This window comes from Adlercreutzia wanghongyangiae (genome assembly GCF_035989245.1).
Taxonomy (GTDB): Bacteria; Actinomycetota; Coriobacteriia; order Coriobacteriales; family Eggerthellaceae; genus Adlercreutzia; species Adlercreutzia wanghongyangiae.
The window spans coordinates 21,685-35,269 of record NZ_JAYMFF010000012.1; the positions used below are offsets into that span (position 1 = coordinate 21,685).

A 13,585-nucleotide genomic window follows, 5' to 3' on the forward strand; every position below is an offset into this window, starting at 1 on the left:
AAATCATGATTCGCATCGCTTCCGGGGGTGATTTCCAAGATGGAGCATCACCTTTTAGCGAAAAAGAAGGGTGATTTCGGGAAACAAAGGGAGGGGAATAGACATGACGCCAGAGCATATGTCGCTCAACACACGTGCCGAACAGTGGTGGCAACGTTTTTTCGCAGTCCCGTTTTGCTTTATGGGAATGGGCATTTTCCGCGTATGGACTGAAACGCTTTTCGTTAATGCCCAGGTTGATTTTCCCGCCCTCAACTTCGACGCATCCTCCTTTCCGTTCGATGCCTACGCGTCGTTTGACTACCTTTCGTCCTTCATTCTCATCCTGTTGTCGATTTTCTCGAAGCGTCTCGCGCCTCTCTATTCGCATCCCTGGGCCATCGCATGCGCCTTTGTATCGATGACAGCTGCCACCTGCATAAACTTCACATCCATCTACTTTCCCGCATGGGCACCGCTGCTTCGCCTGCCTGCAGTGATTTCGGGCTCCCTGGGAATAGCATTCATCCTCATGCTGTGGTCGGAATTCTTCGGCTGCATCAATCCGGTGCGTGTGGTCGGCTACTACTCTGCAGGCATTGCCGTCAGCTGCATTATTCTGTGGATCTTCAAGGGACTGCTGTTACCGTGGCTTTGGGTGGGCACCTGCATTATTCCCATTGTTTCGCTTTTGTGCCTTTGGCGCTCCTATAAGCGGCTGCCACGCGACGCCTACCCACCCACATTCCAGCAGGAATTCATCTTCCCCTGGAAGCCCGTACTCGTAATTGGCATCTACGCATTCGTCTACGGCATGCGCAGCAGCGTCTTCGCCGGGCCCCTCTCCATGAATTCCGGCATGGGGGCCTTTGTGGGAGCCGCGGCAGTGTACCTCCTGTTCATCCGCTTCGGAGAGCGACTCAACTTCGCCCTTCTTTGGAGAATCGCCATGCCTCTTATGATCGTATCGCTGGCGCCCTTTGATGGAATAATGCCCGGCTGGTCCACGGTTGCAGATTTCTGCGCCCTTTCCAGCTACACGATTCTGCTTCTACTCATCATGGCCATTCTGAGCAACCTCTGCTATCGATACGGCGTGTGCGCTCTCTGGATATTCGGCATAGAGCGGGCCGTTCGCATGACCACCTCTCAGACAGGGCGCTTGGTGGGAGAGAACATCGTGGGCTCGTCATCGCTGCCCGATTTCGCGCAATCAATTGCTCTGGTGGTCATGGCGGCGGGGCTCATCATGGTCATGTGCGCGTTCTTCTCGGAAAAGTCTGTCACCTCTCAATGGGGCATCGTTTTGAAGCACCCCATAGCCGACGACTTGGAACTGTATATGGAGAAAAACAGGCTCGGTGTGAAATGCAGGGAAGTTGCAGAGAGCTACGGCCTTACATCACGCGAGGGCGAAATCCTGTTGTTGATGGCTCGTGGAGGTCGCCTGTCCCAGATCGCCAACGAGCTCAGCATCAGCAACAACACGGTCAAAACTCACATTCGCCACATCTATACCAAGCTCGAAATCAACTCCCGCAAAGAGCTCATGATTCTTCTCGGAGTACGAAAATCCACTGAAAGCGGCACCGTTTCCGGTTCGGCAGAAGAAGCATGAGGCCTTCCGCAGGCACCCGGAATTCCAGAGGCAGTAAGCCCGCCGTATCACATGCCTCCTTTCGCATTCTGCGTTTCGACAACTACGGCGGCCGCTACACCAGCTCATCCATGGTGTACGTGCTGTAGCCCTCATAGCGATAACTGGCATCGATGCCCTTCATGTACATTTGCCGATCGTTGATCCGGTCAGTCAAAGCGCCCTTGAGGAGCGCCTTGATTTCCACGTCCCTTACGGGACTGCGCTCCATCGCGAGCAGATAATCCTCCCGATCGATAAGACTCCAGTCGACCACGACGCCGCATGAACGCTTCAGCATCTGATCGAGCCAGATTCTCATGCTGCGCCCGTTGCCCTCGCGGAATGGATGCGCCACGTTCATCTCGACGTACTTCTCGATAATCTCGTCGATATTCGTCTGAGGCATGCGATCTATCGCCGACAGGGCCTCTCCCAAATAGAGAGAGGGCGCAAAGCGAAAACCACCCTTGGAAATGTTCTCCCGCCGCATCTGCCCGCCAAAATCGTAGACGTCCTGGAACAGGTGCCCGTGAATCCGAGCGAGACTCGCGAACGTGCCTGCCTCGGAGCCATCGAGCAGACCGCCATCGAAAAGTTCCAGCGCTCGCTTTTTCGTCAAGCGCTCCTCTTCCCGCGCCAATTCGGCATCGCTGCTTATGCCCAACTTGTTGCCGAGAACCATGCCGTCTCCCTATCGCCCGGCCAGCTTCTTTTCGCCCTCACGCGCACTCGAGCAGATCGTCGCATTCGTTATAGGGCACGCTGTTTTCGTACATGTATTCCGGTGCCAAATCTATAGTCCCGTCAGCCCACGAGACAAAACCATGCTGAACGGAAATAGAGGCAAAAACCGATTCATCCTTCAAGGGCTCAAAAGCAGAACCCTTGATCGAAAGAGCATCGAACAGCTTCTTTTCGCCAGACGAAAAGAGAACCAGCAGCATCCCTCCCTTGAGAGGCGTCGCTTGCACCACCCGCACCTCATCGCAAGGAGTGCCGGCGTAACAAATGTCGTCAACGATATACATCGCGCACCCTCCTACATGGGATCTACTTTGTCAAAATGCTCGCCCTGAACCGCACGGTTCCACGCAGCGTATACTTCCTCTTCGTGAAGAGCGAGCCAGCCAACAACGATCTTCATCTGCTTGCGTGGCAACGAACCCGCTAGCAGCTCGCCATCGACACCCACAGAGGCTTCGAATTCGCCGTAATAAACATGCACATGCGGTTTGTTGTGATGCTTGGTATCCTTGAACAGCATGTAAATCACGATACCAGCAAAGCGGGAAAGCTCGGGCATTGGCACTCCTCTGGTAGGATTTGGCGAAGTCGAACTTGCGTCCCTTAAACGGTCGCACGAATATAATACCCGACACACACTTGGCCCTGAGCTGAAGAGTACCCACGGACTCGCAAGAAGCAGCATTTCTTCAAGCCAGTGAAACCACGTCTGCAGGCAAGCTGCCAAAGAGCGCACTGAATCGAACGGTCTTGCGGCCGCACCACTTGAAGCGAAAGGAACGGAGCCGATGGACGATACCGCCACGACGACCGACCCGTGCGGGCAGCGTGCCGTGTGCGCCATCTGCCCGCACGCCTGCACCCTGGCCGAGGGGCAGACGGGGCTCTGCCACGCGCGCACCGCCGTCGGCGGCCAGGTGGCAGACGCCAACTACGGGCGCGTCACGTCGCTGGCGCTGGATCCCATCGAGAAGAAGCCCCTCGCCCGCTTCCGTCCCAGAACCAACGTGCTCTCGGTGGGCTCCTACGGCTGCAACCTGCGCTGCCCGTTCTGTCAGAACGCCGCTATCGCTTGCGCCGGCGAGCGTGATGTACCTTGGCGCGAGATAGCGCCGGCGGAGTTGGCAGACCTGGCTGCCTCGCTCGTGCCCGAGGGCAATATCGGCATCGCCTTCACCTACAACGAGCCACTTGTAGGATTCGAATTTGTGCGCGACACCGCCCGCTTAGCGCGCGAGCGCGGCCTGGCCAACGTGCTCGTGTCGAACGGCTACGTGAACGACGGCCCGCTGCGCGAGGTGGCCCCGCTCATCGATGCCGCGAACATCGACCTGAAGGGCTTCACCCAGAGCTTCTACGATTTCGTCGGCGGCGACCTGGCTACCGTGAGGCACACCATAGAAGTGCTGGCCGCCGAACCTGGTTGCCACCTGGAGGTGACGACCCTTGTCATCCCCGGCCTGAACGACAGCGAGCAGGAAATCGCCGCCGCGGCCCAATGGCTCGCATCGCTGGACCCGGGCATCCCCTACCATCTCACGCGCTTCTTTCCCTGCCACCGCTTGGCGGATCGCCCCGCCACCCCACCCGCAACCGTGCACAAACTCGCCGACGTGGCGAGCCACCACCTGAAGCACGTCTACGTGGGGAATTGCTAGGAGGGATGCTTCGCGAATGGGGCGACTCGCCAGCGCCGGCCATCGCCGGGCGGCCACGATCGAGGAAAGCGAATCTAGACAATCGACGTATCAAAGTTGCCCATTATGTTCTTGATAGACAACGCACCCAAGGTGAGGTCGCGATCGAGGGAACCGTCCGAGAGCGCCATGAGGTCGAGCCCCCACAGTCGCCAGCCGCCCGCAAGGCATTGACGCTCTCGCCGTCGCCGCCCGGCGCAAGACCACGCTCTGCCACCTGCAACCCCTCTCGTCGCGGCCAACACACCAGAGCGCTTAATCACATTGAGCAGCGGCACCTCGATAGAGTTACAGGCCACGAACTCGCTCCTCACACTCTAGTCCAAATCGACATACTTTCGCACAGTTCGCTGAGGTGTTCGATGATGAGCACGAAGACGCCCTCGTTGACGCCGCGGCATCCGCGAGGTGCTCGGTAAAACTGAACTTGCTGATATACCGCTTTTTCGATTCTCTCCCGATCGCCAACAACGCCATTTCTGCCCGGGGAAGAGCCCATTTAAGCGCGAGACGCCACGAACCCGCCGAGAGGCCGGGATTGACCGCGCGGGGGGGAGGTCCGCTAATAGTTCCTAGAGACCGCTTGCCCCAGACCAGCTCTGGATCCAGCGTCAGTAACACCCTAAAGATCCCCACCGGGTACATACGCACCAAACTGAAATTGGCCTGATAGAAGAGCCGTTAATGTTGTCGGAGAGGTATAGGAGGATTTGAGAGCTAAGGTCGTGTCGTCCGGGAGCGAGTCGATCCAGCTCCTCAAAAAAAGGGACGTGAAGGGTCTGCAATCGCAGCGTCCCGGACCTTTTTAAAAGACCTCATTTTGGTGTAAATATCTCATTTGAGACGTTTAAGTGCTCATAAATGCATTGATGAGCTCGTAAAATGGTATTTATTTCACCTTTCCCCAGACAGAGCACGCCTATTGCTCCGCGAGCTGCCCCTCTTGCACTCTGCCGACTCATGGGCTATCATGGCGGAGACAGAAAGGGGCGACGATGCTGGCCATCATGATTTCAAAAAATGCCTGGAACGAAATGTGGGCGCTCTTAAACGCCCAGCCGTCTCTTACGGTAACCGAAGACGCGATCCTCGAACAGATTCGTAGCGTTTCATCGATCGGCACTGCGAGAAAGTGCATCAGTCTTCTTCGGACCTTCGGACTCATTAGTACTACAAGTGGCAAATTAACCCATCTTGGAAAACGTTGGGCAAGCGAGGAGACTTATCCGTCCGTCTGCAAGGAATTGATTCGCAAACAGTATCCCGCCGGTGCCGAACCAGTTCTGGGTCGCAGCGATCTAACCAGAACCGAAAAGGCGCAATGGCTAATGGATCACACCGGGATGCAGCAGGCGGGCGCCGAAAAGAACGTGACGTTTTTCTCGGTCCTGAGCGAAGGGGCGGCAGGAACACTGCCCAACTTGGGTGGCATAGATGCTGCGGAGCCCAACGTTCGCGACGATCCGGAAGATGAGTGCAGAGATCCTCGCTCCGTAACAGTCACGATTAGCTCCCAAATCCCACCTGAAGAAATGGCATCGATCTTAACTGTGCTCTCTTCGAGTATCACAAAAAGCAATCTGACCATATCGTTTACTGCATAAAAATTCCATTTTGCCAATGAGTAGGAGGGTCGATAAACACAGGAGAAGAAGAAGGGATGGCAAACTCGCACTTTGCCATCCCGTAAAACAACGGCAGCGATGCACTACCAATTTTTAATTATAATGCGTTTTCACAAACGCGACAATCATCGCTGCCCTTCTACTTGTGCCAGCAGGCACAGAAGGGAGGCACAATGCCGCTTTACGCCATCAACACCCAAGCAGGTGAACACGGAGAACATGAGATACACAAATCCTCCTGTTTCCGACGGCCAGCAATCGAGCATCAACTTGATCTAGGCTGGCATTACTCCGACCAGGAAGCTTTGACTGCAGCTCGAGCCATCTACGCAAAGCCCGACGGCTGCTACTACTGCTGCCCAGACATTCACCAGATCTAGCTTCCGCTTATACTACTCATTCGGCACTCGCGCCCCTCGGTTTCTCCTGGCTGAGGGGCGTTACGTTTTCGCTTTAATATACTCCAAAATTCCGAGTCTCCGACGTCCAGAGCAACAGGATCCACCGCTACTACCATCTTGCAATACACTCCTGCCCCCAGGCAAGACAAAATAGAAGTTGCCGCTGAACGCCTCTCGATCGCACGCTCCAAATAAAGCGCCTCTCATGGACAGAGATACGCTCCGAAGGTTTTGCAGCCTCATCACTAGATCGCCCCACGAGGTTATCTATGTGTCCAACGCTATTGCCGTAATAAAGGCCCTGTCGGCCCGGGAAAGTTCCGTATAAGCAACATCAAAAATGCGATTTCCAACTCGCGTTGAGCCCCTCCGAACGCGAGAACGAACGTCGTCGATATCGAGAAGGACGCCATCAGGACAAACTCGCCAAGCTCTACAGCATAGAAACTAAAGGGACGAGGAGAAACCTCGGTTAAGCGAACGACTTCTACTAAGCCTCAGCGTTGACAAGACAGCCGTCTTCTTCCACTGCCGGGCGAAACGTCTCTTCAATCCTACAAGGAGCCGATAGATTCAAATCGGACTGTTGAACGCGCTGCAATGCGCTCCTCGCACCCAAAAGAAAGCTGATGTGAAAGGGCAGTCCAACCGCAACAGAGGCATCTTTACGATTCTCGCGCACGAAATGATGGCAAACTGAAATCAGATGGCCCGTCTCGCCCATGCATACGTCCACCTCGTCAGCGGTTATCAACTGCACGATACTCTTCTCATCCAATACATCGATTAAACTATTTGTGCGTGCGCTCCATTTGTATTGCCCTCACTGCACGCACCCTACGTTGGCACCGCCAATGCACGCATCGCTCACATTCTAGAGACGCTTTTCGGATTTGACCTCAATTACATGAGCTGATCCATCCTTCCGTATGCTGAACGATATCTTCGAATATGGCTGAGGTCGCTAAGACATTTACCGTAACCCGGCCAAGACAGGATGCCTCCCACACCTTCGTGAACTGACAAGCAGTGCACGAAGGTTTGCCCACCCTCCCCCGAAAATGCTCGCAACATCTGAGAGCACACGCTCCCAACCAACAAAATATACAGAACCTTGCCGAACTCTGGAGTAAACGGACTGAATATTTTCGCCACATTTTAGGTGTTCCATCTGCCATATGAGTTTCCTAGGACACGCCTACTGCAGCAAGGAAATAGTGGTTCCTCAATTTCATGTTCGTTTGAGCGCCTGCGGCCTCCTCTTGCGTTCCCAATCCCTCTGTTGCTACACTTCCTTTCCGTCAGCAAAAGCGCTGGCGCATTTTATCCAGAGTCGGGGTAGAGAGTTGGCTCGATGATCCCGGCACCAACCGGCCGTGCGGCACGGTGGTCCCGCCAACATCGATGAAAGGAGTCCTGCTATGGACAATGTCTCTGTGCGCGATGCACGCGAATTCCTCAACCTTAACGTCGAGCGGCCGAGGATGCACCTCCTCGATGAGCCCACGGGCTACATTTCGGCCATGGGAAAGGCCAATTTGGGCCACCAGATGCACTATAGCGTGAAACGTTTGGAAGCCGAGCTAGCCGATAGCGGCGAGCCGCGAGTGCTTCAACTGGTCTGCGTGGGCGACGAGCGCGAACCCCAGTCGTGGACGCTCTATGCCGACGGCCTCAAGTGCGCCCACGGCACCGGCGAATTTGCCCGCGCATGCTTCTGCGAAGCGGCCGAAGCATTCATGGACGTATGCCGGGATGCGGTGCATGCCGCCGCTCTTCCCTCCCGCAGCGCACACGGCTACGAGCTGTTGCGCGCCGCCCGTAGAATAGCGGCGGTGGAGGCAAATCTGGCACAAGAGTCAGGTCAGTAGCGTAGCAGAGCCACGTTGCGCGGCAGGCAAACCGAAGAGGTGATGCCTATAACCGTGCTTCGGCATCGCGGGTGTCCTCGTAAGGAGGGCACCCGAAGCTTTCGATCTGCAGCGGAATGGGTGGAAGCCAGATCTTCCGGCAAGACGCCAACGCTCAAAACCGCACGGCACTGCCGACAACGAACTACCCGACAACCCCAACGCGAAACCGCAACGTTCCAAAGTATCCTTGCGGGAAGAACCGCAGATCCGGAAAACAAGCGAGCCTACAGCTCGACCGAGAAGACCTCCGTCTGGTTAACCGGGTCCAGCTCAAGCTGCAGCGCGGCGATCTCGTCTGATTATTGTGCGCAATCCGGTGTGCGATTCCGCAGCTCATCCGTGCGCCACGCCATCGCTCATCGGTGCGCGCCAATGCGAATGCCCGCAACGTCCCCTTCTCCTACGATATGGCTGGGGGCGCAAAAGCGCTCCCAGCCATATCTACGTTAGGAGGAGAATGGTCAAGTACAGTGAGATACTGAGGCCGACGCACTTCAGGATCAGCCAAGGGAACATAGCGTTCTCCTGCGGATGCGCCAGATCAACCGTCCAACTCATCCAGAAGCTGGGCGCGGAGAGGAGTCTCGCGTGACTGTTGTCGGACGAGATGGACAACGCGGCGATCAGGAAGGTTCTCTACCCGCCGAAGGCCGTCGCCGACGCTGCAAAGCCATACGGCACGACGGCACCGCCTATGCGGAGATACCGGCGCAGCTGATGTACGCGGCGACGCCTACTACCTGATAACCCGGAACAACAAGCAGGCCGAGTTCGGCATCGCCAAGCACGATCACATGTTCGCAGGCGAGCCCGTTGCCACAATTCTGCACGTCAAGGATTGCGCCACAAGCGCAGTGGCGGGCCGCCTCAGCGCGGGCGACGCGAGCGTCGCCAACGCCAACGGTACCGCCAGCGTGTACGCGACGGTGATGGAGAACCCAACGTCCTACGGCTGGCTCACCCAGTTCGGTTCCGACATGGCCATCGAGAAGTCGGCGTCCTTGCAGGAATCGCATCTGGAATACCTGCGCGATATCGAGGCCGCCTATGGGTAAGGAAAACAATAAGTCCCCCGCGCTCGAAAAAGAAGCTTGCTGGCTAGGGCTACGCATCCAGCATTCCTTTTGGTGACGCAGCATTAAACGCACACGTTTGAAATTTGGCGGTCAATCTAATCGAATGGGAGTTCTGCTGTGCACCCATGATGCGCAAACCGTTTACCATAGAACCTGGCGGGGCTTAACTGCTAGCTAACATCGAAAGGGTTGCCTGATGGTAGAATACTGTGTATTGCAGCCCACAATGCATAAGGAGTATGTCATCATGGGCTACACTGAATTGGTAGGCAGGGGCATCAGCGCCACCGACCTGCGCAAGCACTTGACAGGCGGCGACACCGTCGCCGTAACCGCCCGCATTCCCGCCAACCTGCGTGACTCCGCAAAGGAGGAGATCGTCCTTCGTGGCACTACCATCAGCGCATTGCTGCGTGAGTGCCTTATAGACGAGACAGTTAGACAAGATAGGCAGTTGATCGCGTATGCGCATTTACGTGGCTGAGGCATGTGCTGCGCGCGGCAGTATTGGAGACAAGGATCTTAGCCCTGATCAACGCTACTCAGTTATGAGAGCGTTACGACGTGTCGCTATGATAACCAAGGACGCTAACGCCGTTTTCTTGACAAGCAGGAGAGTTGCCAGGCGTCACCCCAAAGAGACGTTTGCAATCGCCAAGCAAATGAGAGAGGACTAGAAGTGATCTGCAATTTCAAGCCAGTGCTCCAGAAGTTGCAAAAGCACTCTGCGGAATCCGTAGAGAGCGCGCACTCTTCGACGGATTATTCTGAGTATTTACATGTGGATCGGCCGATCCAAAATGACGTACTAGATCTCCTGGCACGAGAGCAGATACTGCCCAGAAAATCGCTTGTCTTGTTGTGTGGTAGCGCTGGGGATGGAAAATCACACATGCTTTCGCATTTCTCCGCACAGCATAAAGAGCTCATGGACGGCTTCGATAAGATAATTAATGACGCCACCGAAAGCGATGCTCCTTCAAGGACCGCCTGCCAAACATTGGCGACTGAGCTAGAACCTTTCGATGACTTTCACCTCGATAATGGTCAGAATGATAAATTCATTGTTGCCATAAATGAGGGAATGCTTAGCCAATTCTTATCTTCGAAAGAGGGCTCCTCATTCTCAACTTTGGCCGCCTACGTCGAAGAGACCGGCATTTTGAAAACTGCTTTATCCAATCGAGGGTATGAGCATGAAAGCATCTTTCACGCTGTGAGTTTTTCAGATTATCGTCCATTTACACTTATAAACGGAGAGTCTCGGACGCAGTTCTTGGACGAGCTCTTTTCCAAAGTTTTCTCAATGGACGATAGCAATCCTTTTTTTGCGGCGCGCAGGAAGTATTGCGAAGGCTGCTCCTCAAAAAAGCTATGCCCCGTATGTCACAACTATGATTTTCTTTCATTGCCAGAGATCCAGAGGACCGTTGCCGATGCCATAGTCGAGGTCTCATTGGCAGAGCATTATATTGTCACAACCCGTTCTACGCTAAACTTCCTCTACGATCTTATTGTTTCGCCGAATTTTGACCGAGGATCAATCAATTTGTCGGTCAATAAGAACATAGCCCTCGCCCGGTATATCCCTCAGACGACTCCGTATTTGATGTATGAGCGCAAGTGGGGCGATTCGCTCGGCAGCCGAATTTCGAGGCTAGACGTTATGCGCATGGAATCCGAAGGCATTGATGAACTTGCCATACTGTTGAGGACTTCGTCGGAAACCGTTTCCAAGCTTTTAAACGTCGTGAACGATACACCTTATTACGAGTGCCTTTGCGACTTGATCAAACCAGATGCTCTTTACAATACTGGCGGAGAAGGTGACTTAAAACGGGTTTTACTCAGATTTTTCGTGCGATGTGCTCATTTATCGTGTCGTTTAGAAGAGATCTGTCCGGACTTAGTGCCGTCACCTTATTTAAAGGATTACGTCTCTCTTCTATACAGCTACAACACAGATGAATCCTCTTCCATGAAGCCGCTGCATAAATATTTGCGTAAAGCAATCGAGAATTGGAATGGCGACTATCCGTCTGGCTACTCGCGCGTTGCATCTTACGGCAACGTTCAAATTCTACAGGAGCTCGATACAGGTTTCAGAAAACCGGACGCCGTCGGCTTTGAAAAGGGATCGGAATTAACAAAATTCTCTCCCAACCTGATTGCCCATGCTTATCTAAGAAACACGGGTAGCGATGCTGTAACTTTCGTTGTCAATTATAGTTTGTATTGCTTGCTTCGCAGAATGAACGAAGGATATCAACCAACCATCCTTGAAAAGAATCTGTTTACTGATTTTGCAACAAGCTACGAACGGCTTGTCGGACTCGGGGCAAAATCGCGCGAAGTCTTTATTGCTCAGCGCGATCTGGGAAAAAGACCCCGATACAAGATTTTTTACGACGAGGATTTCGAAGAGTATGGAATGGAGGTTGTTGACTGATGATTTGGTGCGGTGACCCTGAAGTTCTTAGGGTTCATGGTGCGCGTGGCAAAACCTTCTCTCATCCTCAAGGCAACGCTATCGCACTGTTTCCCTTTACGACGCATATTCTTCAGAATCCGGATGTCCCTGTTGGGTATTTTTTTCAAGTAGCATGCGGAAAAACCCTCGACAGCGCTGTTTCCGATGGCGAATTAATTGACGCAATTGTAAGCCGGCTCGCAGACCTTGATTCGCGACACAAGGACGCAATAACTGATGTTATTCGAGAGGTCGTGGCTTCCGCCCGTGGCTCGGAAAGCGCGAGCCTGAGATTATCGCTGGGGACCCAAGCGGACAAAGACGAAAAAAAGATAGCTCAGTATATCGCAAGCATACCGTGCGATAGAAAGAGTCTCCTTCTTATTTCATCCAACGCATTGAACGAAATAGAGAGAGATTCGAATCTCGTCGAGCGCATGGTTTACGAAGTCGTTGGTCTTGACGATCTTGACGAGGAAGACAAGACATACTTCTTGCCGAATCGGGCATTGTCTGGGCTCTTTCTGGAGGATCTTGAGCTTGTCCTGTCCGAGCCAAAGCTCGCGAGGACATATCTTGAAGACCTGCTTGATTTCTACTTCTATATGTCGATACTCCAGTCGTGCATGACACTCAATGATTTCTGCAACGGCAAACGTTACGGCATTTCCAGACTATACTTTGCGCTTGACTGGGAGAAAACGGGCTGGAAACGAGATTGCTACAACAAAGGACTCGTTTTGGCCAATTCCGCTCTCGATGACATGTTTATTCACGCGGTTGTCCTTGAGTTGATCAATATGGGAAACGAAGGTGAGTCCGTTGACTACATTGACCTGCACGAGGCTGCAACAACCCCAGAAGACGAAGCCTTTGTGGCATCCTCCCTTCGGGATTTGACCAATGCATACAGGTCGTGTTTGAACGCGCAGGATTTTGGTTACGTTGCAGATCTCGAGATAACGGATACCCCTTTTTCGGTTGCGAAAGAGGTCGAATACCTTTTTAAAAATGTTCGGACCGTCATTTACCAGACACGCGACGAACCCAGATCAAAATATGTAAAATCGTTTAGGGATTTTGCTCGCAGGGACATACAGCTCGAAAAGAATCGGAGGAAGTCGGGCTACATGCTTAACTTGACCGAGGATATGCTCATGTTCCTAACAGTTTCGGTAATAGGCGCAAAAGAATCGATGAGCCTTGTCGATCTGTTTGCGGGGTTCGAAAAACGGGGCGTGTTTCTCGACGAATCGTCAAAAGATGAGATCATTCGTTTTTACGAACGTCGAAGCATGATTGACAGGAAGAGCGATAGCGGGGAGACGCAGTATGTCAAGCGAGTTCTATAACAAAGGCATTGCGAAAAAAATAATCAGATACCTCGACCAGGCCAACCTGTCCGGTGGCATGCGCTACCTAATGAGGCTAGACAACGCGGACATGGTTGAAGGCATCAATTCAGCCCTCTGCTCCGTGTTGGACGAACATGGCCGTAGACAAGATTATGTGCTTCGGTCAGATGAGGGTTTTGAGATATATCGGACACTCAAGGCTGACTTCAATGGGCACACCGTGGTCTTCGCTGCGCAAATAGATGAACAGATGAAGGTTGATTTCCTTGCCACTCTAAGGAACAGGGCGAGTGATGAGGGCTTTGTAATTGTATGTATGTCTAGCCACAAACTGGACACCGTGGACTCCGCAATGCAAGACCTCTCAGAGCCCGGAATGCCCTTTCACGAAGATACCCTTCGTTCTGATATCCAAAGTTTTGTTGACAGTGATGCTCTGTGTGTTGGCGATAGGACGTTGTTGGATTTTGCTCTTGCTAGGCACGCCAATGATCGCTACAGCGAGAAAAGTTCAGTCAGCGGATACGAAACGTTTCTCAGTATAGAAGAACGCGGCGTGGTAAGGCCTGAAGATTATATTTCATTAGGCCTCTTGCCCGATGTCGATGGAATTCGTTGAATTTTAAGTTCATCCGTACACCACCTTCTTTTCTCAAGACTCAGCTGGACACGTTCGGCTGAGTTCG

14 protein-coding genes and 1 riboswitch are annotated in these 13,585 nt (G+C 53.5%); of the genes, 9 read left to right on the top strand and 5 right to left on the bottom strand.

The features are described from left to right. Positions 1–103 precede the first annotated feature (103 nt). Complete coding sequence (locus VIN30_RS07040; protein WP_338210372.1) at positions 104–1,597, top strand: helix-turn-helix transcriptional regulator; 1,494 nt, start codon at positions 104–106, stop codon at positions 1,595–1,597. Positions 1,598–1,691: 94 nt separating this feature from the next. On the opposite strand, the gene fic is transcribed toward VIN30_RS07040, so the two are convergent. Genes fic through VIN30_RS07055 form a run of 3 tightly spaced genes read right to left on the bottom strand, consistent with a single transcriptional unit; the run spans position 1,692 to position 2,921 of the window. Next, positions 1,692–2,300, bottom strand: coding sequence for a protein adenylyltransferase Fic (fic, locus tag VIN30_RS07045; RefSeq protein WP_338210374.1), 609 nt, complete (start codon positions 2,298–2,300; stop codon positions 1,692–1,694). Positions 2,301–2,337: 37 nt separating this feature from the next. Continuing rightward, positions 2,338–2,646 (bottom strand): DUF2442 domain-containing protein, encoded by a 309-nt coding sequence (locus tag VIN30_RS07050; protein WP_338210378.1) that lies wholly within the window; start codon positions 2,644–2,646, stop codon positions 2,338–2,340. An 11-nt stretch (positions 2,647–2,657) separates the two neighbouring features. After that, positions 2,658–2,921, bottom strand: a complete 264-nt coding sequence (locus tag VIN30_RS07055) for a DUF4160 domain-containing protein (protein ID WP_338210379.1) — start codon at positions 2,919–2,921, stop codon at positions 2,658–2,660. A gap of 229 nt (positions 2,922–3,150) precedes the next feature. Here VIN30_RS07055 and amrS point away from each other — a divergent pair, with 229 nt between their 5' ends. Beyond that, complete coding sequence (gene amrS / locus VIN30_RS07060) at positions 3,151–4,020, top strand: AmmeMemoRadiSam system radical SAM enzyme (RefSeq protein ID WP_338210381.1); 870 nt, start codon at positions 3,151–3,153, stop codon at positions 4,018–4,020. Positions 4,021–4,094: 74 nt separating this feature from the next. Here amrS and VIN30_RS07065 read toward each other — a convergent pair whose 3' ends face one another. Beyond that, entirely contained in the window at positions 4,095–4,358 is a 264-nt protein-coding gene (locus tag VIN30_RS07065) for a hypothetical protein (RefSeq protein ID WP_338210383.1), read from the bottom strand. 696 nt (positions 4,359–5,054) lie between these two features. Here VIN30_RS07065 and VIN30_RS07070 point away from each other — a divergent pair. Then, positions 5,055–5,663, top strand: a complete 609-nt coding sequence (locus VIN30_RS07070) for a hypothetical protein (protein ID WP_338210385.1) — start codon at positions 5,055–5,057, stop codon at positions 5,661–5,663. A gap of 912 nt (positions 5,664–6,575) precedes the next feature. Here VIN30_RS07070 and VIN30_RS07075 read toward each other — a convergent pair. Continuing rightward, positions 6,576–6,845, bottom strand: a complete 270-nt coding sequence (locus VIN30_RS07075) for a hypothetical protein (RefSeq protein ID WP_338210387.1) — start codon at positions 6,843–6,845, stop codon at positions 6,576–6,578. 560 nt (positions 6,846–7,405) lie between these two features. Next, positions 7,406–7,496, top strand: a riboswitch (SAM riboswitch). A 10-nt stretch (positions 7,497–7,506) separates the two neighbouring features. Here VIN30_RS07075 and VIN30_RS07080 point away from each other — a divergent pair. The 6 genes from VIN30_RS07080 (at position 7,507) to VIN30_RS07105 (ending at position 13,518) form a co-directional block, all read left to right on the top strand. Further along, positions 7,507–7,956 (top strand): hypothetical protein, encoded by a 450-nt coding sequence (locus VIN30_RS07080; RefSeq protein WP_338210389.1) that lies wholly within the window; start codon positions 7,507–7,509, stop codon positions 7,954–7,956. A gap of 836 nt (positions 7,957–8,792) precedes the next feature. Further along, positions 8,793–9,053 carry a hypothetical protein gene (locus VIN30_RS07085; RefSeq protein ID WP_338210391.1) on the top strand — a complete coding sequence of 87 codons (261 nt, stop codon included), beginning with the start codon at positions 8,793–8,795 and terminating at the stop codon, positions 9,051–9,053. A 268-nt stretch (positions 9,054–9,321) separates the two neighbouring features. Beyond that, positions 9,322–9,558 (top strand): hypothetical protein, encoded by a 237-nt coding sequence (locus VIN30_RS07090; RefSeq protein WP_338210393.1) that lies wholly within the window; start codon positions 9,322–9,324, stop codon positions 9,556–9,558. 195 nt (positions 9,559–9,753) lie between these two features. Further along, entirely contained in the window at positions 9,754–11,523 is a 1,770-nt protein-coding gene (gene dptF, locus VIN30_RS07095) for a DNA phosphorothioation-dependent restriction protein DptF (protein ID WP_338210394.1), read from the top strand. Beyond that, positions 11,523–12,896, top strand: coding sequence for a DNA phosphorothioation-dependent restriction protein DptG (gene dptG, locus VIN30_RS07100; protein WP_338210395.1), 1,374 nt, complete (start codon positions 11,523–11,525; stop codon positions 12,894–12,896). The genes dptF and dptG overlap by 1 nt, the downstream gene beginning before the upstream one ends. Continuing rightward, positions 12,877–13,518 (top strand): hypothetical protein, encoded by a 642-nt coding sequence (locus VIN30_RS07105; protein WP_338210396.1) that lies wholly within the window; start codon positions 12,877–12,879, stop codon positions 13,516–13,518. Before dptG ends, VIN30_RS07105 begins: the two co-directional genes overlap by 20 nt. Positions 13,519–13,585: the final 67 nt, after the last annotated feature.